This window comes from Modicisalibacter sp. 'Wilcox' (genome assembly GCF_010993675.1).
GTDB classification, from domain to species: domain Bacteria; phylum Pseudomonadota; class Gammaproteobacteria; order Pseudomonadales; family Halomonadaceae; genus Modicisalibacter; species Modicisalibacter tunisiensis.
In genome coordinates this window covers 1-17,793 of sequence record NZ_WNXF01000005.1, presented here as the reverse complement: position 1 = coordinate 17,793, position 17,793 = coordinate 1, and the positions used below count along the sequence as shown (strand labels likewise).

Sequence of the window (17,793 nt, the reverse complement as noted above, 5' to 3'; positions counted from 1 at the left end):
TTTAGGGTATGAGGGCATTACTTGCGGTCGAGTTCCTGCTTGCATTTGCGGTGTCGGTTCAGGCCACCGCTTCAGGCTGATAGCCGATTCGGAACCCGCCCCAGTGGCGCCCTTTCACGAACACCGGCACGGAAAGATCGTGCATGACTTCGCCGGTATCCCGCTTGTAGGTCTGCACCAGCAACGGTGATGTATGAGCGCCGCAGCGCCGTCCGGTGGGGTCGTCAAAGATGCGTTTGCTGCGACTGAACTTGAGATCGACGTCAGGGTCTCCCGTGGGCGGCCGGCTGACATGTGTATTGTGAGTCGGCACATACCCTCTCTGGTCACAGGCAATCGCATAAGCGGCTCCCAATGATTTCAGCAAAGGCTCCTGAATATCTGGAAGGTTTTTATCCGTGAACTGATCGTAGTCCGTTGAATATTTGGTTGGTTGGGTCTTTGAGATAACGGTATAATCAGAATTGAAGAGCGTTGCTTCCGCCAACTCCCCCCGCTGAATGGCCTTCTCGAATAGAAGGCCGATACGATCCGCCGTCTGCCGGGCCAGCCGATAGACCTGCTGATGGCGCCCGCCGAGGCGCTGCTGGGCCAGTTCACCGTCCACGGCTTCCGCGGCTTCCATCAGGTCACGCGCCTGCTTGGCCAGATCATGCATGTCCCGATGCCCCTCATCGACATGATGCTCGAGCGTGCCAAGCACCTCGGCCACCCGCTCGCCATGATCGCGCGTCTGACGCATGGCGTCGGCGATATCGGTGATCTCGCTCTCGACAGTATCGAAATCCCGCGACAGGGTCGCCAGGTGGCCTCCGACGGACTCCACCTCCTTGGCCCGATCACCCACATGACGCATCAGATGGCCGATGGTCTCGACCACCTGCTCACTGCTCTCGCCGATCTCGTCGATCAGGGACTCGACCTGCCGGGTGGCATCCCGGGTACGCCGGGCCAGCTCACGAACTTCGCCGGCCACAACCGCGAATCCCCGGCCGTGCTCCCCGGCTCTAGCCGCCTCGATGGAGGCATTGAGCGACAGCAGGTTGGTCTGCTCGGCGATATCCTCGATCATGTCGGTCACGTTGCGCACGCTCTGACTCTTGTCGGCCAGCGACTCGAGCAAGGTCAGTGCCTGCCCCGAGCGCTCGGCAAGCGCCGACATTTCCTCGAGGACGCCGCCCAAAGACTCGCGATTGTGCCTATTGGCTTCCTGGGAGCTGGCCGCCTGCCCGGCCACCTGGGTTGCACTGGCGGACACTCGCTGAATGGCATCGGTAATCGCCGCCATGCGCGTTACCGCATCCTTGACGATGGTTTCCTGCTCGCCCAGGCGTTGATCGAGCCGGTCTGCATGATGAGAGACTTCCGCGGACGCGATGGCCGTGCTGGAAGCCCGCCCGACCAGACGCTGTCCCATCTGCCTGAGTGACAGGTAGTCGCGCGCTGCCCGGCTCATGCCTCGCGCGGAGAATGTCGACAGGGCCTCGGGATCGGCCCGATAGATGCGCTCCATCCTGGGGTAAAGCCCGCCGGCAAGCATGCCGAGCCCCAGGGTGGCAAGCGGCGCCCCCCACCCTGCACCGGACCACAGCGCCAAGCCACAAGCGAGGACCACGAGCCCCAGGCAAAGCAAACGACGGGCAAGCTGCATGACATTTTCCTCATGGAGAATTCATGCCCATTAACCGCCAAACCCCGAGCCAAGTGAAGTGAGCTCCCATGGTACTTTCGCATGAAGGCAGTCACACATGACTCACGTCAACACAGCCAGCGCTGTGGCCACGGCATCGAAGAGATATTCCAGTTCGGCTTCCGTGGTCGCGAACGGCGGGCCGAACTGCAGCGTATCCCCGCCATAACGCACATAGAATCCCGCTTCCCACAGGGCAAGCGCCGCGTCTCGCGGCCGGATCGTGGGGTCACCGTCACGCGGCGCCAGCTGGATCGCCCCGGCCAGACCGTAGTTGCGGATGTCGACGATATGCGGGGAGCCCTTGAGGGCATGCAGCCGGGTCTCGAAGGCCGGGGCAATCGCACGAACCTGAGCCGGAAAGTCCTCCGCCTCGAACAGGTCGAGAGCCGCCAGCCCGGCGGCACAGGCTACAGGATGCGCGCTGTAGGTATAACCATGGGGGAACTCGATGCCATGTCGCGGCCCACCGCCCTGCATGAAGGCCTCGAAGATCGCCTGCGACGCGATCACCGCCCCCATCGGCACGACACCGTTGGTCACCTGCTTGGCCACGGTCATGATGTCCGGCGTCACCCCGAAGGCCTCGGCGCCGGTCGCCGCGCCACAACGCCCGAAGGCGGTAATCACTTCATCGAAGATGAGCAGGATGTCGTGCCGATCGCAGATCGCGCGCAGTCGCTGCAGGTAGCCTTCGGGCGGCACGATCACGCCGGCGGATCCCGACATCGGCTCGACGATCACCGCGGCGATGTTCGCGGCATCGTCGAGTGCGATGTGTTCGAGCAGGGCGTCGGCCAGCTCGGCGCCGCTTTTCGCCTGGCCCCGGGTGAATGCCTGGCCGGCCTGCAGCGTGTGCGGCAGGTGCCCCATGTCGAGCAGCTGCCCGTAATGCCGCCGGTTGGCGACGATCCCGCCGGCACTGGTACCGCCGACATTGACGCCGTGATAGCCCTTGGCACGCCCGATCAAGCGGGTCTTCTCGGGCCGGCCCTTGAGCCGCCAGTAGGCGCGCGCCATCTTGAGCGCGGTATCGGCGCTTTCCGACCCGGAATTGGTAAAGAAGACATGATCCAGCCCCGCCGGGGTGATCGCGGCGATACGCTCGGCCAGCTCGAAGGCCAGCGGATGTCCCATCTGGAAGCCCGGGGCATAGTCCAGCCGCCCCAGCTGACGATTCACCGCCTGGCGAATCGCCTCCCGGTTGTGCCCCGCCCCGCAACACCACAGTCCGGACAGGGAGTCGAACACCCGGCGTCCCGCCGTGTCGATCAGGTAACGCCCGTCGGCTCCCGTGACCATGCGCGGGTGATCGCGAAAGTCCCGGTTCGCGGTAAACGGCATCCAGTACGCCTGACTCGGCCGCTCCGCCATCTGCCTCGAATCGCTCCGGCCGACACGCTCCTCGAATGGCGACATGCCACGCTCCTTTTCTGATTATTGCTTGTTCACGGACTCAGTGGACGCCGAGTTCGCTCTGCTCACTTTGGCCGGAGACAGGGCCGTCGGGCAACACGCGAACATCATCAACCTGCCAGGCGGCTTGCACCCCCCTGCGCAACTCTTCATCATTTCGGCCAAACGACGCCGAACCGGTTGCAGAGCGCCGGATGGAACGGGGTTCGTCCCGGGCGCCTCCCATTACCGCTACCTTCTCGATGTCTGCCCCATGCTCAAGCGCTATCTGCCCATTCTCAGCTGGCTGCCCCACTACCGCCGCGAGACATTCAGCCATGACCTGATCGCCGGCCTGATCGTCACGGTGATGGTGATTCCTCAATCGCTGGCCTACGCCCTGCTGGCCGGTCTACCGGCGGTCATGGGCCTGTACGCCAGCATCCTGCCGGCCATCGTCTACATGGTCTTCGGCTCCAGCCGCACCCTGGCCGTCGGCCCGGTGGCGATCATCGCCCTGATGACGGCCTCGTCACTGTCGGCGATCGCTGCCCCCGGCTCCACCGACTATGTGCAGGCCGCACTGATGCTGTCGCTGCTGTCGGGACTGATGCTGACGATCATGGGCTTTCTGCGCCTGGGCTTTTTCGCCAACTTCCTCAGCCACCCGGTCATCTCCGGCTTTCTGTCCGCCTCGGGGTTGCTGATCGCGACCAGTCAGGCCTCCCACCTGCTGGGGATCGGCGTCTCCGGCTATACCCTGCCGACCCTGCTGAGCGGTCTGTTCACCCACCTCAGCGAGTTGCATCCGCTGACCCTGGGCATCAGCGTGTTCACCCTGGCCTTCCTGCTGCTGATGCGACGCCATGGCCGCAGCAGCCTGAAACGGATCGGCATGCCCGCCAAACTCGCCGACCTGATCGCCAAGGCCGGCCCCGTCTTTGCCGTGGTGCTCACCACGGCGGCCACCTGGCTGTTCGATTGGGAAAGTGCGGGCGTGGCGGTGGTCGGCGATGTCCCCGGCGGTCTGCCGCCCTTGACCCTGCCCGGCCTCGATCCAACCCTGTGGGGCCAGCTCTGGGTGCCGGCCCTGCTGATCAGCATCGTCGGCTTCGTCGAGTCGGTGTCCATGGGCCAGATGCTCGCCGCCAAGCGCCGCGAGCGCATCCTGCCGGACCAGGAACTGCTGGGGCTCGGCACGGCCAACCTGGCATCCGCCTTTACCGGTGGCATGCCGGTCACCGGCGGACTGTCGCGCACGGTGATCAACTTCGATGCCGGCGCCCGAACGCCGGCCGCCGGCCTGATCGCGGCACTGGGCATCGGTGTGGTGACGCTGTTCTTCACGCCGTTGATCCACTTCCTGCCCATCGCCACCCTGGCGGCAACCATCACGGTCTCCATCCTGACCCTGGTGGACATCCCCGCCATGCGGCGTACCTGGCGCTACTCGCGCAGCGACTTCGCGGCCCTGCTGGCGACGCTGCTGCTGACCCTGCTCGAAGGCGTGGAGGCCGGCATCATTGCCGGGGTGGCACTGTCGATCGGCCTGTTCCTGTATCGCACCAGCCGCCCTCACAGCGCCCTGGTGGGACGCGTCCCGGGCACCGAGCACTTTCGCAACGTGGCTCGCCACGATGTCGAGAGCCATGCCCAGATAGCCCTGCTGCGCATCGACGAAAGCCTCTACTTCGCCAATGCCCGCTACCTGGAAGACACGCTCTATGCGCTGGTCGCCGAGCGGCCCGAGCTGACCGACGTGGTGCTGATCTGCTCGGCGGTCAACCTGATCGACGCCTCCGCGCTGGAGAGCCTCGAAGCCATCAACGCGCGTCTCAGGGACTCCGGCGTCACACTCCATCTGGCCGAGGTCAAGGGGCCGGTCATGGACCGGCTCAAGCACAGCGACTTCCTCGATACCCTGACCGGCCGGGTGTTCCTGAGTACCTACGGTGCCTGGAGCGAACTACGCCCGCGCCATGCGGCGCGGGCGTCGATACAGCCACTTGAGTAGAGCGTCCGGCCCGCGCATGAAGGCGCGAGCCGATGAGCATCAAGCCAGGCGCGACTCGTCCTCGGTCGAAAACAGGACCGCGCGGCTCATGTCGACACGCAGCGCAATGCGATCCCCTGCCTTGATGCGGCTCTTGGGCCCCAGGCGCACGGTTGCCTCGACACCGCTCAGGCGGACCTGCAGCAGCGTGTCCGCTCCGGTGGGCTCGACCACCGTGGTGGTGGCCTCGAAGCGCGTGCCTTCCGCCTGATCCCCGAGCCGTTCGTCCTCCTCGCTGAAGTGCTCGGGACGCAGCCCCAGGGTCACCGGGCGGCCGACCTGCGACGCCAGGGCCTCCGTCTCGCGCTCCACGGGCCAGGGAAGCACCAGCGGTGCCTGCGCGCCCTCGGTCTCCACCCGTACCCGATACTCGCCGGGCCCACCCTCGAGGGACGCCGAGAGAAAGTTCATCGCCGGCGATCCCATGAAGCCGGCGACGAACATGTCGGCTGGATCGTTGTAGACCTCGTCGGGCGTCCCCAGCTGGAGGATGTGCCCATCGCGCATGATCGCGATGCGGTCGGCCAGCGTCATCGCCTCGATCTGGTCATGGGTCACGTAGACGATGGTGGTGCCGAGACGCTGGTGCAGCTTCTTGATCTCGGTGCGCATCTCGACGCGCAGCTTGGCGTCCAGGTTGGACAGCGGTTCGTCGAACAGGTAGATCTGCGGTTCCCGCGCCAGCGCCCGGCCCATGGCGACGCGCTGGCGCTGGCCGCCGGAGAGCTGCGACGGCTTGCGATCCAGCAGCTGGGATATCTGCAGCAGGTCGGCGACCCGCTCCACCGCCTGGTCGCGCTCAGCCTTCGGCACCTTGCGCATCTCGAGACCAAAAGCGATGTTCTGGCGCACCGTCATGCTCGGATACAGGGCATAGGACTGGAAGACCATGGCGATGTCCCGCTCGGCGGGCGTCCGCCAGGTGACGTCCTCGCCCCCGATGTGAATCTCGCCGGCCGTGACCGGTTCGAGACCGGCGATGGCGTTCATCAGCGTCGACTTGCCACAGCCCGAGGGGCCCACCAGGATCAGGAACTCCCCGGAGTCGATGGCCAGCGAGATCTCCTTGAGCACCTCAGTGTCACCGAAGGTCTTGCGTACGTTGCGAATTTCCAATGCGGACATGAAATCAGTTCTCCCTAGCCCTTGACGGACCCCGCGGTCAACCCGCGGACGAAATACTTGCCGGCCAGTACATAGACCACCAGCGTGGGTAGCGCCGCGATCATCGCCGCCGCCATGTCGACGTTGTACTCCTTCACGCCGGTCGAGGTATTGACCATGTTGTTCAGAGCCACCGTCACCGGCTGCGAATCGAATCCGGCAAAGGCCACGCCGAACAGGAAGTCGTTCCAGATCTGCGTGAACTGCCAGATCACCGACACGGTGATGATCGGCCCCGACACCGGCAGCAGAATCCGCCAGAAGATGCGGAAGAAGCCGGCGCCATCCAGCTTGGCGGCATTGATCATCTCGTCCGGGACGGCCACGTAGTAGTTGCGGAAGAACAGCGTGGTGAAGGCAATGCCATAGACCACGTGCACCAGCACCAGGCCACTGACCGAACTGGCCAGCCCCAGCCAGCCCAGGGTCCGCGCCATCGGCATCAGCACCACCTGAAACGGCACGAAACACCCGAACAGCAGCATCGCGAAGACCAGCTCCGATCCCCGGAATCGCCATTTGGTCAGCGCATAACCATTGATTGCCCCGACTAGCGTCGAGATCGCCACCGCCGGCACCACGATCTTGATCGAGTTGACGAAATACCCCGACAAGCCATCACAGCGCATGCCGGTACAGGCACTGCTCCAAGCCTTGATCCAGGGGTCCAGGGTGAAATGACTCGGCAGCGACAGCAGCGCTCCGGCGCGGATCTCCTCGATCGGCTTGACCGAGGTCAGCACCATCACCACCAGCGGCAGTAGATAGACCAGCGCGGCCGCGATCAGCAATGCATAAAGGCCGGCCCGCAGCAGCCGGGCACGTGGCGTCCGGCGACGTATCACGTTATCCATGCTTGCGCTCCCGCAGTTCGGAATACAGGTAGGGGATCAGGATGGCCAGCACCCCGCAGAGCATCATGATGGCACTGGCCGAGCCCAGGCCGATCTGCCCCCGCGTGAAGGTGTGGGCATACATGAAGGTGGCCGGCAGATCCGTGGCGTAGCCCGGGCCGCCGCCGGTTAGCGCCATCACCAGATCGAAGCTCTTGATGGCGATGTGCGCGAGAATCATCACCGCACTGAACACCACCGGACGCAGGCACGGCAGCACGATGCGCCAGTAGACACGCGGCAGACTGGCTCCATCGAGCGCCGCCGCCTTGAACAGGCTGTCGTCGATGCCACGCAGACCGGCCAGAAACAGCGCCATCACAAAGCCCGAGGCCTGCCAGACGGCCGCGATCACCAGGGTATAGATCGCCATGTCGGGATCCACCAGCCAGTCGAAGCGAAAGTTCTCGAAGCCCCAGCTCTGCACCAGTGCCTCGATCCCCAGACTAGGGTTGAGCAGCCAGCGCCATACCACACCCGTCACGATCAACGACAGGGCCATGGGGTAGAGATAGATGGTGCGCAGCGCCCCTTCCTGGCGGATACGCTGGTCGAGGAAGATGGCCAGCGCCAGCCCCAGCACCAGGCAGATGGCGATGAACAGGCCGCCGAACACCACCAGATTGGTGGCTGCCACGTGCCAGCGCTCGTTGGCGAACAGACGCGCATACTGCTCTAAGCCGACGAAGTTGTACTGCGGCAGCATGCGCGAACCGGTCAATGACAGGATGAACGTCCACAGCATGTAGCCGTAGACGAAGAACAGGGCCACGGCGAGCGACGGCGCCACCACCAGGCGCGGCAGTACCCGTTCCAGGGTACCGGCCAGCGAGCGACGGCCGGCCCGCCGCGACGAAGCGCGCGACAGGGAGTCGGTTGGAGTCATGGAACATGAACCTGACGGGATGGTCGGGAAAACCGGGGCCGGCCATTACCGGCCCCGGGGCGATGGCATCATTCAGCCGGCGGCACGTACCGCACTGGCCAGACGCTCGGCCGCCTTCTCGGCAGGCATGTCGGGATCATTGAAGAAGTTGGTGATGACGTCGAAGACGGCCCCCTGCACGCTTGCCGACACCGCCATGCCGTGGGCCAAGCTGGGCACCAGACCGCCCTGCGCCTGTGCGGCATCGAAAGCCTCGCGCGAGGACTTGGCGCAGGCATCGAAGTCATCCAGCGGTACGTCCATGCGCACCGGAATCGATCCCTTGGCCTTGTTGAAGGTGGTCTGGAAATCCTTGGACAGGATCAGCCCCGCCAGGTCCATCTGGGCCTGCTGCTTGCCCTTGTCATCGACCTTGAACATGGCGAAGCTGTCGACGTTGTAGGAAAACATGTGCTCGGTCATGGGCGCCGCTTCGCACAGGTAATCCTCACTCGGCGTCATGCCGGCGGCGGTGAACTCGCCCTTGGCCCAGTCGCCCATGATCTGCATCGCGGCCTTGCCGCTGATGACCATCGAGGTGGCGATGTTCCAGTCACGCCCGGCAATATCGGGGTCCATGGCGCCGCGCAGCTTCTTGAAGGTCTTGAGTGCCTTGACCATGGTGTCGCTGGTCAGCGCCTCGGGATCGAGATCGACAAAGGCCTTGCGGTAGAAGTCGGCTCCACCGACGCCCATCAGCACCACCTCGAAGACGGTGGCGTCCTGCCAGGGCTGGCCGCCATGCGCCAGCGGAACGAAGCCGGCGTCGCGAATCTTCTTGGCGTCCGCAAAGAACTCGTCCCAGGTCTTGGGCAGCGAATCGATGCCGGATTTCTCGAGCACCTCCGGGTTGGCCCACAGCCAGTTGATACGGTGGATATTCACGGGGACCGCGGCATAGTGGCCGTCGACCTTGTCATAGGCCGACAGCTCCGGCGGCAGGAAGGAGTCCCAGTTTTCTTCCCTGGCGACCTTGTCGATGTTGCCGAGGAAGCCCATCTCTCCCCATTCCTGGATGAGCGGCCCCTTGATCTGGGCGACCGCCGGAGGGTTGCCCGAAATGGCACGGGACTTCAGCACCGTCATGGCGCTGTCGCCGCCACCACCGGCCACGGCGAAGTCCTTCCAGGTATGCCCCTTGGCCTCGAGCTTCTGCTTGAGCAGGTTGGCGGCCTTGGCCTCACCGCCGGAGGTCCACCAGTGCAGCACCTCGATCTCGGCGGCGTTGGCCTGAGTCACGGCAGCCGCCAGTGCGGCGCCGGCAGCCAGGGTATAGAGCGGTTTCATGACGTGTCTCCCTTCTGGTTATTGTGGTGACGCAGGGTCAGACGCGAGGCAGGTGCGCCTCGCGACGTTCGAGAATCGGCAGGATGTCATGGCAGGCGCCCATGGTGTGGTAGTCCACTTTGCCGGCCGGACTCTTTTCGTCGGAATAGCGGCGATTGTCCGGCGTCAGGATGCGGTACCAGCCTCCATGACGATGATCGATCATCCATTGCCAGCTGAAATCCGCCAGGCGCCGGTACCAGCGCCAGAAGCGGAGCTCGCCGGTGGCGTCGGCCAGCATCGCCGCCGCCGCCAGGCTTTCCGCCTGGACCCAGAAATACTTGTCGCCGTCGCAGTGGTGCCGCTCGAGATCGACCCCGTAGACCAGCCCGCCATGATCGGCATCCCAGCCCGCCTCGACCGCCTCGATGAACAGTCGTGCGGCCGTCGGCAGCAGCCAGGCCTCGTCGGGGCAGTGGCGCGAAAGGATCGTCAGAAGCTTTGCCCACTCGGTCTGATGGCCGATCTGGAAGCCCCAGGGGCGGAACAGATGATGCGGATCATCGCGGTTGTACTCCAGATCCACGCGCCAGCGACGATCGAAATGCTCCCAGATCCAGCCATCGGTCTGCCGGGCCTGACGCTGCCAGATCGCCCGTGCGACGGCGAGCGCGCGTTCGAGATAGGCCGGGTCCTGCGTCGCCTCGAAGGCGGCGATCAGAGCCTCGCAGCTGTGCATGTTGGCGTTCTGGCCGCGGTAGTCGCTTACCCGCCAGCGGGTATCCGCTTCGTCGGCGTACAGCTGCCACTCGGGCTCCCAGAAGCGCCGAGTCTGCAGCGCATGCACCCGTTCGAGCCCTTCACGGGCTTCCTCGATGCCGCAACGCAGCGCCGTGGCATAGGCCAGCAGCACGAAGGCCAGGCCATAGCAATGATTGGTGGTGTCCTCGGGTTGATGGTCGATCAGTGTCCAGGCATAGCCCTGGTAGCGGGTCTGAAAATGCGCCTGCTCGAGATAGCGGAGTCCGTGACGCGCCCAATGGCGATATTCCTCACGCCCGGTGAACGCTGCATGGCGGGCATAGGTGAAGACATAGCGGGCACTCGACACCAGATGGCGATGGCGGGCGTCGTAAACCTCGCCGTCATCCTTGAGATAATGGTGAAAGCCGCCGCCGGCATCGATGCAGCGCGGATGATAGAAGGCCATGGTGCGCGCAAGATGCGACCGAAGCTGGCGTGGGTCGTCGAGAGGCATGGGCGTGGTCCTGCAATCATTGTCGTTATAGGGCGTGCCGACCAGGGCATCAGGGACACGATAGCGCAGGTTGTTGCAGGTAGGGATTACCGAATTCTGCAAAGTCTTGCCGAATTATTACAGGTTGGTAACACTCGACGTGTCGCTGCCGAGCGGCAGTTGCAGCCTTACCTCGAGGCCGCCGGCACTGGCTCGCCCCAGATGGATATCGCCCCCATGCGCCCGCGCAATATGCCGGGCGATGGCCAGCCCCAGCCCGCTGCCGCCGGTGTGGCGGCTGCGCGAGGGCTCGAGACGCACGAAGGGCTGGAAGACACGCTCACGCTGCGCCTCGGGGATGCCCGGGCCGTCGTCGCGAACCCAGACGTCCACCCGGTCGACCTCACGGCGGGCCGCCACATCCACGCGCCTGCCGTAGAAGATGGCATTCTCGATCAGGTTGGTCAGGCAACGCTTGAGCGCCAGCGGCTTGGCCATCACCGACCCGGCTTCACCACTGAGGTGCAGCGGCTTGCCATGCACGGCCAATTCATCACGCAACTCGACCAGCAGGCCATCGAGTGCCACCGGCTGGAGCTGCTCGTGCAGATCCAGTCCCTTGACCGACGCCAGCGCCCCCTTCACCAGCTGGTCCATCTCATCGAGGGTACGGATGAAGGCCTGGCGCTGGTCATCCTCCTCCAGCAGTTCGGCACGCAGCCGCAACCGGGTAATGGGGGTCTTGAGATCATGCGAGATCGCCGAGAACAGCCGTTCGCGCTCCTCGACCTGCTGACGGATCCGCTCGCTCATGCGATTGAACGCCACCGCCGTGTCACGCAGTTCCCGCGGGCCCCGCTCGGCCAGTGGCGGCGTTTCCAGGTCGTCCCCCAGGCGTCGTGCCGCCCGCGCCATCACCGATAGCGGCCGGGTCAGCCAGCGAATCCCCATCAGCGACAGCACAATCACCGTGACCAGCACCGCCAGCAACGCGAACAGCCGGTCGCCGGCCAGCCAGCTCGGCCCATCCAGCAACCCCGCGACCGGCAGGCTGGTGGCCACGAACAGCCATTGGTGCGCATCCAGTGGCATCTGCACCACCAGGATCGGCGTCGACAGCGGCGCCATCGCCAGGCTGCGATGCGCCCAGTGGGCCGGCAGTGCATCCAGCGCCACCTCGTTGTTGAAGACCCGAAGATGCTCGGGGCGGGAGAAGTCGATGGTCAGCGCCACCTTGCCCAGCTGACGATGCAGCCCCTCGCGCAGGTTGCGCGCCACCAATTGCCGAGCCCGGTCCGGAGTCGACCCCGTCAGGTGGATACGGTGGTCGTTGACGCTGACGAAAAAGCGCGTCCCTCCCATGTCACGCAGCTGCTCGAGCACGATATGCCGGTACTCGTAAGGCAGCGAGCGAAAGTAACGCACCGTGGCGGCCAGGCTGTCGGCCAGGTTGCGCGAGAGGGTATCGAGTTGGGCGAAACGTTCGCGGTTCTCCTGCCAGCTCCACAAGCCATAGCTGGCCACCTGGGCGCTCAGCACCCCCAGCAGCATCAACAGCACGAAGCGGCCGCGCAAGGTCCGCGGGCGCAAGGCGGTTTTCACACCTCCGCGTCCACGGTCGTGGCCAGCACATAGCCGGCGCCCCGTACCGTGCGTATCAACTGCGAGTGCTGGGCATCCTCGCCGAGGCGTTGACGCAGTCGGCACATATGCACATCGATGGAACGATCCAGCGGGGGCGCCCGGCGCCCGCGGCTGAGATCATAGAGCCGCTCACGCGAGAGGACCTGCTCGGGATGCTCGAGAAACACGCCGAGCAGTAAATAGTCGGCCCCTGACAATGCACTGCGCTGCCCCTCGGCGTCGATCAGCTCGCGGGTGATGCGATCCAGTCGCCAGTGGCCGAAGCGAACCACCCGGGCGGCCTCGGGACTCACCGGGCGCGCACGTCGCAGCACCGCCTTGATGCGCGCCAGCAGTTCGCGCGGATTGAACGGCTTGGCCAGGTAATCATCAGCGCCCAGTTCCAGCCCCAGAATCCGGTCGGTTTCATCCGCACTGGCGGTCAGCATGATGATCGGGACCTGATGATGGCGCCGCAGATCGCGACACAACGACAGGCCATCCTCACCGGGCATCATGATGTCGAGCACCACCAGATCCGGCACGGCTTCCTGCATCAGGGCCCGGAGCGCCTCGCCATCCTCGGCGAGAGCGACCGCGAAGCCCTGCCGCTCCAGATAGGTCTTCAGCAGTTCACGAATTTCGGCATCGTCATCGACCACGGCCACTGTCGAAGGCTGCATCGTCATAACCGGCAAGATTCCTGTTCCATCCCGGCTGGCGAGACGGCGGTGTTGATGGGACCAGTGCGGATGATGCGGCCTCCCGCCATAGCCATCAAGCCGCGCCCCGCCACGGGCGACCAAAGTGGCAGGCTCGACTTGCCGGGTGGCGATGGATGGCGGAGAGCGGCGTGGCGCATGTCATTGACGACCTGCGTATCGCAACCCAGCCGGGCTCGCTATGATGACCGGATACCCAGCGTGGCAGAGAGCGGCATGACCCGGTACGAACAGGATCCCCTCATCGACATCCTGGCTGGTTGCGCCAATGGCGAGGCTCGAGCCTTCGAACGGCTCTACCACGCCACCAGCGCGCATCTATACGCGCAACTGCTGCGTATCGTCAGGGAAGAAAGCGCCGCCCAGGATTGCCTGCAGCAGGTCTACCTGCGCGTCTGGCAGACAGCCGGGCGCTATGACGCCAACCTGTCGCGCCCCATGACCTGGCTGTCCACCATCACCCGTAACGTGGGCATCGACTGGCTGAGGCGCAGCCGCCGGAGAAGCGAGGATGGCGACGCGGCGCTCGAGACATTGGCCGATGACACCGACCTGACAGCCACCAGCGAGCTCGCCCAGCATACCGCGCGACTGCACGCCTGCCTCGAGACCCTGTCGGCCGATCAGCGACGGGCGCTGGAGACGGCCTATTTCGAAGGGCTGACCCATGGTGAGCTGGCCGAAGTCCTGAGCCAGCCGCTGGGTACCGTCAAGAGCTGGATACGGCGTGGACTCGAGAGGTTGAGAACATGCATGACCCGTGGGATTTGAGCGACCCGGACGAGCGTGACCTGGCGGCCGGCGAATACGTGCTGGGTACCCTGGACAGCCGGCAGCAGGCGCATTTCGAAGCCCTGCTCGCGGTCAGCCCGGAGCTCCAGCGCCAGGTCGCTGACTGGCGCGAACACCTGCAGGTCTTCAACACCCCCCTCGAACCGGTGGCGCCGCCGGACGCGCTGTGGCCACGCATCGTTCGGACGCTGGGCCTGACACCCCGCCCCTGGTGGCGCCGCCTGAGTGTATGGCGTTCCCTGAGCGCCGGCCTGGCCCTGAGCACGCTGATCCTCGGCACCCTGCTTCTCGTTCGCCCGGCGCCGTCCGGCATGCCAGGAGACGCCGTCTATGTCGTGCTCGACGACAACCGGGTGCCGGGCTGGATCATCTATGCGGAAAGTGATGGCGAGCTGATGGCCCAGGCGGTTCAGCCCACTGACATGCCCGACGGTATGGCCGGCGAACTGTGGATGATGAAGGACGGTCAGCCAGTGTCGCTGGGCATGCTGCCCGGCCGCGGCGAGGCGCGCATGCGCATGCCGGCGTCTCTGCGGCCGATGATGCACCATGCCGACTTCGCGGTCAGCATCGAGCCGGCCAGCGGTGCGCCACAGGGCCGTCCCACCGGTCGCGTCATCGACCAGGGCAAGCTGGTACCGATGCGCGGCGATAACTGGTCGCTGTGAGACCCCGGAGATACCGTCATCCGACCAGCGCCTGCACCTTCTCGACGATGTGCGCGCCGATCGGAATCGCCGACGTGGCGGCCGGCGACGGCGCATTGCAGACATTGACGGTGCGCGTGGTATTGACGAAGCGAAAGTCATCGATCAGCTTGCCGTCGCTGGAAACCGCCTGGGCCCTCACGCCGGCCGGATAGGGCTGCAGATCCTCGAGCGCCAGCTCCGGGCAGTACTTGCGCACCTCCTCGAGATACCCCTTCTTGAACAGGGAATTCTTCATCTCAATCAGGCCCGGCCGCAGATTGGCCTTGAGCACCTTGAGAATGCCCGGGTTGGTCAGCATCGCGGCACTGTCGGTCAAGGACACGTCGCGCTTGCGATACCCCTCACGCTTGAAGGCCAGCACCGCATTGGGGCCGACGGTCACACTGCCATCGATCATGCGGGTCAGGTGCACACCGAGAAACGGCATCGAGGGGTCCGGAATCGGGTAGATCAGGTGGTTGACGATGCCGTTATGGCGTTCGGGCAGCCGGTAGTACTCGCCCCGGAACGGACAGATGGTGAAGCCCGGCTTCACACCCAGCATGCTGACCACCCGGTCCGCCATCAGCCCGGCGCAAGAGACGAGATAGCGCGAGGTAAAGCTGCCCTGACCGGTCTCCACCACGACCTCCTCACGCCGCTCGCTGAGCCCCGTCACTTCGGTGTCGTAACGAATCTCGCCGCCTTGGCGACGAAACACCTCGCCCATGGCCTCCGCCACTCTGGCGTAGTCGACGATGCCGCTGGACGGCACGAAGATCCCGCCCTGCCCCGTGATGTTGGGTTCGCGTTCATGCAACGCCTCGGCCGACAGCCATTCACGCTCAAGGCCGTTGGCCGCCGTGCGTTCCCACAGGGCCTCCATGCGTTGCATCTCGAGCGCATTGGTGGCGACCAGCAGCTTGCCGCACACCTCGTAGGGAATCGCATGTTCGTCACAGAAGGCCTTGGTGGCGCGATTGCCGGCAAGACAGAAGCGTGCCTTGTGACTGCCGGGCGTGTAATAGACGCCGGCATGAATCACGCCACTGTTGTGCCCGGTCTGGTGCCGGGCCGGCCCTGCCTCCTTTTCCACGACCAGCATGCGCTTGTCCGGATAGGCCTCCTGAAGCTGCATGGCCGTGGACAGGCCGAGAATGCCGCCACCGATGATGATGAAATCGTACACGTCTACCTCTTGTCGTCCCGGGATCAATGCCAGCACTCGAGTCTACCCGATTCATCCGCCACCCGGGGATGGCCCTTGAAAAGCCGGGCAAAGGCAGCCACACCTGAAACAGGTTCCCCAACGGAGCAAGCGCCATGGCTACCCACGCCCTGCTGCTGGTCGACATCCAGAACGACTTCTGCCCCGGCGGTACCCTGGCCGTACCCGAGGCCGAGCGGATTCTGCCCGTCGTCAACCGCTGGATCGATGCGGCACAGCGCCAGGGCTGGCCGATCGTGGCCAGCCGCGACTGGCATCCGCAGGAACACTGCAGCTTCACTGGACAAGGCGGCCCCTGGCCCGCTCACTGCGTCCAGGACACACAGGGGGCCGCCTTCCCCACCAGCCTGCAGCTACCTGACAAAGCGGTACGCGTCAGCAAGGGCTGTGCCTTCGACCGCGACAACTATTCAGCCTTCGATGGCACGGGGCTGGCCGTCTACTTGCGCCGGCACGGCGTTCAGCGCCTGCTTGTGGCCGGACTGGCCCTAGATGTCTGCGTCAAGGCCACCGCCGAGGAGGCGCTCGGCCAGGGGTTCGAGGTCGAGTTGCTCGCCGAGGCCACCCGGGCCGTCGATCCGACACATGCCGCCGACTGCCTCGATGCCCTGCGTCGGGCCGGTGCCACCATCAAGGAGTGATTCAGGAATGCCCACCCAGGAACTGCCCCGCGACGAGGATCTCAGCCTGCTGGTCGACCTCTACGAACTGACCATGCTGCAGGCCTACTGGGCCGAAGGCATGCAGGAGACCGCGACCTTCAGCCTGTTCTTCCGCAAGCTACCGCCGCACCGCAACTACATGCTGGCCTGCGGCCAGCAGCACGTCGCCCGACTCATCTCCCAGTTGCGCTTCGGGGAGGAGCAGATCGCGGCCCTGCGTCGCCTGGATCTCTTCAAGCCGGCCTTTCTTGACTGGCTGGCCGACTTTCGTTTTACCGGTACCCTGCATGCCCTGCCCGAGGGCACACCGGTCTTCCCGCACGAACCCCTGCTGGAAGTCGAGGCTCCGATCGGCGAGGCGCAGTTTCTCGAGAGCCTGGTCATGAACTACGTCCATCTCGAGACCGTCCTCGCCTCCAAGGCCTCGCGCATCGTCAATGCCGCCCAGGGTCGCCCGGTCGTCGATTTCGGCATGCGGCGCATGCACGGCATCGATGCCGCCGTCCGTGGGGTGCGCGCCTATCGCATGGCCGGCATCTCCGCCACCAGCAACGTGCTCGGCGCCAGCCGCCATGATCTCCCGGCCCGCGGCACCATGGCGCACAGCTTCATCCAGGCGCATGACAGCGAAGACGTCGCCCTGCAGGCGTTCGCCCGGGAGTTTCCGGGTACGGCCCTGCTGGTCGACACCTACGACACCGTGGAGGCCGTCAAGCGCCTGATCGGCTGGCTGGATGCCAATCCCGACCTGCACATCAGCGCTATCCGCCTCGATTCCGGCGATCTCGGCGAGTTGGCGAAGACCTGCCGCCACCTGCTGGACCACGGCGGCTACCCGGAAATCAAGATCACCGCCAGCGGCGGACTCAATGAGTATCGCATTCAGGACCTGCTGGCCGATGACGCGCCCATCGACAGTTTCGGCGTGGGTACGGCCCTCGGCGCGGCCAGCGATGCGCCCTGCCTGGAACTGGCCTACAAGCTGACCGAATATGCCGGCGAGCCACGCCTCAAGCACTCGCCCGGCAAGCATTCCCTGCCCGGACGCAAGCAGGTCTATCGTGAATCCGATGCCGAGGGGTTCTACCGGCGTGACACCCTGACACTTCGTGACGAAACCGCCCCCGGCATGCCACTGCTGCAACCCATCATCATCGATGGTGAGTTTCAGGCCGAGCGGATGGCCGATCCCGATACCGCCCGTGAGGCCAGCCTGGATGCCGTCGCCCGGTTGCCCGAGGGGCTTCATCGTCTCGACCAGGGGGCCGCCTATCGGGTTGATATCAGCGAGCGCATTCATGACTATCGTCGTCAGGCCGAGGCCAGGCTGGGGCTGCCATCGGATGGGTGACCTGGCGATGCTCTTGTTTATGTGTTGGGTCCCGTGTGATTAACCACCCGTTTGGTAAATAACTCAGGTCGCTTGGCCTGCCACTCCTTCATCGCCGTGATCG

Annotated in this window: 15 protein-coding genes; 5 read left to right on the top strand and 10 right to left on the bottom strand. The window is 65.0% G+C overall.

The window, feature by feature from the left end; all coding sequences use genetic code 11:
- Nucleotides 1–58: 58 nt before the first annotated feature.
- Both G7A98_RS06005 and G7A98_RS06000 read right to left on the bottom strand, forming a co-directional pair.
- On the bottom strand, nucleotides 59–1,651 hold the full coding sequence (locus G7A98_RS06005; RefSeq protein ID WP_163648587.1) for a methyl-accepting chemotaxis protein: 1,593 nt from the start codon (nucleotides 1,649–1,651) through the stop codon (nucleotides 59–61).
- Between the two features lie 102 nt (nucleotides 1,652–1,753).
- The gene (locus tag G7A98_RS06000) at nucleotides 1,754–3,064 is read right to left on the bottom strand and encodes an aspartate aminotransferase family protein (RefSeq protein ID WP_163648865.1); all 1,311 of its coding nucleotides are present in this window, start codon (nucleotides 3,062–3,064) and stop codon (nucleotides 1,754–1,756) included.
- Between the two features lie 295 nt (nucleotides 3,065–3,359).
- Here G7A98_RS06000 and sulP point away from each other — a divergent pair, with 295 nt between their 5' ends.
- A complete protein-coding gene (gene sulP, locus G7A98_RS05995) occupies nucleotides 3,360–5,099 on the top strand; it encodes a sulfate permease (protein ID WP_163648586.1) in 1,740 nt (579 codons plus the stop codon).
- A 39-nt stretch (nucleotides 5,100–5,138) separates the two neighbouring features.
- Here sulP and G7A98_RS05990 read toward each other — a convergent pair whose 3' ends face one another.
- The 7 genes from G7A98_RS05990 to G7A98_RS05960 form a co-directional block, all read right to left on the bottom strand.
- The gene (locus G7A98_RS05990; RefSeq protein ID WP_163648585.1) at nucleotides 5,139–6,263 is read right to left on the bottom strand and encodes an ABC transporter ATP-binding protein; all 1,125 of its coding nucleotides are present in this window, start codon (nucleotides 6,261–6,263) and stop codon (nucleotides 5,139–5,141) included.
- A 14-nt stretch (nucleotides 6,264–6,277) separates the two neighbouring features.
- A complete protein-coding gene (locus tag G7A98_RS05985; protein WP_163648584.1) occupies nucleotides 6,278–7,156 on the bottom strand; it encodes a carbohydrate ABC transporter permease in 879 nt (292 codons plus the stop codon).
- The gene (locus tag G7A98_RS05980; protein WP_205596227.1) at nucleotides 7,149–8,081 is read right to left on the bottom strand and encodes a sugar ABC transporter permease; all 933 of its coding nucleotides are present in this window, start codon (nucleotides 8,079–8,081) and stop codon (nucleotides 7,149–7,151) included. The genes G7A98_RS05985 and G7A98_RS05980 overlap by 8 nt, the downstream gene beginning before the upstream one ends.
- 72 nt (nucleotides 8,082–8,153) lie before the next feature.
- The gene (locus tag G7A98_RS05975) at nucleotides 8,154–9,407 is read right to left on the bottom strand and encodes an ABC transporter substrate-binding protein (RefSeq protein ID WP_163648583.1); all 1,254 of its coding nucleotides are present in this window, start codon (nucleotides 9,405–9,407) and stop codon (nucleotides 8,154–8,156) included.
- Between the two features lie 37 nt (nucleotides 9,408–9,444).
- Entirely contained in the window at nucleotides 9,445–10,644 is a 1,200-nt protein-coding gene (locus G7A98_RS05970) for an AGE family epimerase/isomerase (RefSeq protein ID WP_163648582.1), read from the bottom strand.
- Nucleotides 10,645–10,761: 117 nt separating this feature from the next.
- On the bottom strand, nucleotides 10,762–12,225 hold the full coding sequence (locus tag G7A98_RS05965; RefSeq protein ID WP_318010286.1) for an ATP-binding protein: 1,464 nt from the start codon (nucleotides 12,223–12,225) through the stop codon (nucleotides 10,762–10,764).
- Entirely contained in the window at nucleotides 12,222–12,935 is a 714-nt protein-coding gene (locus tag G7A98_RS05960; protein WP_163648581.1) for a response regulator, read from the bottom strand. Before G7A98_RS05960 ends, G7A98_RS05965 begins: the two co-directional genes overlap by 4 nt.
- Nucleotides 12,936–13,184: 249 nt before the next feature.
- Between G7A98_RS05960 and G7A98_RS05955 the strand changes: the two genes are divergently transcribed.
- Together G7A98_RS05955 and G7A98_RS05950 are read left to right on the top strand one after the other, a co-directional pair.
- Complete coding sequence (locus G7A98_RS05955) at nucleotides 13,185–13,739, top strand: sigma-70 family RNA polymerase sigma factor (RefSeq protein WP_163648580.1); 555 nt, start codon at nucleotides 13,185–13,187, stop codon at nucleotides 13,737–13,739.
- A complete protein-coding gene (locus tag G7A98_RS05950) occupies nucleotides 13,718–14,428 on the top strand; it encodes an anti-sigma factor (RefSeq protein WP_163648579.1) in 711 nt (236 codons plus the stop codon). The genes G7A98_RS05955 and G7A98_RS05950 overlap by 22 nt, the downstream gene beginning before the upstream one ends.
- Nucleotides 14,429–14,444: 16 nt before the next feature.
- On the opposite strand, the gene lhgO is transcribed toward G7A98_RS05950, so the two are convergent.
- Nucleotides 14,445–15,638, bottom strand: a complete 1,194-nt coding sequence (lhgO, locus tag G7A98_RS05945; protein WP_163648578.1) for an L-2-hydroxyglutarate oxidase — start codon at nucleotides 15,636–15,638, stop codon at nucleotides 14,445–14,447.
- Nucleotides 15,639–15,772: 134 nt separating this feature from the next.
- Between lhgO and G7A98_RS05940 the strand changes: the two genes are divergently transcribed.
- Both G7A98_RS05940 and G7A98_RS05935 read left to right on the top strand, forming a co-directional pair.
- On the top strand, nucleotides 15,773–16,318 hold the full coding sequence (locus tag G7A98_RS05940) for an isochorismatase family protein (RefSeq protein ID WP_163648577.1): 546 nt from the start codon (nucleotides 15,773–15,775) through the stop codon (nucleotides 16,316–16,318).
- A 7-nt stretch (nucleotides 16,319–16,325) separates the two neighbouring features.
- Nucleotides 16,326–17,690 carry a nicotinate phosphoribosyltransferase gene (locus tag G7A98_RS05935; protein ID WP_163648576.1) on the top strand — a complete coding sequence of 455 codons (1,365 nt, stop codon included), beginning with the start codon at nucleotides 16,326–16,328 and terminating at the stop codon, nucleotides 17,688–17,690.
- Nucleotides 17,691–17,793 lie beyond the last annotated feature (103 nt).

What these genes read in the sequence shown, in the direction of transcription:
- G7A98_RS06005 (WP_163648587.1), bottom strand. Translation starts at nt 1,651, where the DNA reads ATGCAGCTTGCCCGTCGTTTGCTTTGCCTGGGGCTCGTGGTCCTCGCT.
- G7A98_RS06000 (WP_163648865.1), bottom strand. Translation starts at nt 3,064, where the DNA reads ATGGCGGAGCGGCCGAGTCAGGCGTACTGGATGCCGTTTACCGCGAAC.
- sulP (WP_163648586.1), top strand. Translation starts at nt 3,360, where the DNA reads ATGCTCAAGCGCTATCTGCCCATTCTCAGCTGGCTGCCCCACTACCGC.
- G7A98_RS05990 (WP_163648585.1), bottom strand. Translation starts at nt 6,263, where the DNA reads ATGTCCGCATTGGAAATTCGCAACGTACGCAAGACCTTCGGTGACACT.
- G7A98_RS05985 (WP_163648584.1), bottom strand. Translation starts at nt 7,156, where the DNA reads ATGGATAACGTGATACGTCGCCGGACGCCACGTGCCCGGCTGCTGCGG.
- G7A98_RS05980 (WP_205596227.1), bottom strand. Translation starts at nt 8,081, where the DNA reads ATGACTCCAACCGACTCCCTGTCGCGCGCTTCGTCGCGGCGGGCCGGC.
- G7A98_RS05975 (WP_163648583.1), bottom strand. Translation starts at nt 9,407, where the DNA reads ATGAAACCGCTCTATACCCTGGCTGCCGGCGCCGCACTGGCGGCTGCC.
- G7A98_RS05970 (WP_163648582.1), bottom strand. Translation starts at nt 10,644, where the DNA reads ATGCCTCTCGACGACCCACGCCAGCTTCGGTCGCATCTTGCGCGCACC.
- G7A98_RS05960 (WP_163648581.1), bottom strand. Translation starts at nt 12,935, where the DNA reads ATGACGATGCAGCCTTCGACAGTGGCCGTGGTCGATGACGATGCCGAA.
- G7A98_RS05955 (WP_163648580.1), top strand. Translation starts at nt 13,185, where the DNA reads ATGACCCGGTACGAACAGGATCCCCTCATCGACATCCTGGCTGGTTGC.
- G7A98_RS05950 (WP_163648579.1), top strand. Translation starts at nt 13,718, where the DNA reads ATGCATGACCCGTGGGATTTGAGCGACCCGGACGAGCGTGACCTGGCG.
- G7A98_RS05940 (WP_163648577.1), top strand. Translation starts at nt 15,773, where the DNA reads ATGGCTACCCACGCCCTGCTGCTGGTCGACATCCAGAACGACTTCTGC.
- G7A98_RS05935 (WP_163648576.1), top strand. Translation starts at nt 16,326, where the DNA reads ATGCCCACCCAGGAACTGCCCCGCGACGAGGATCTCAGCCTGCTGGTC.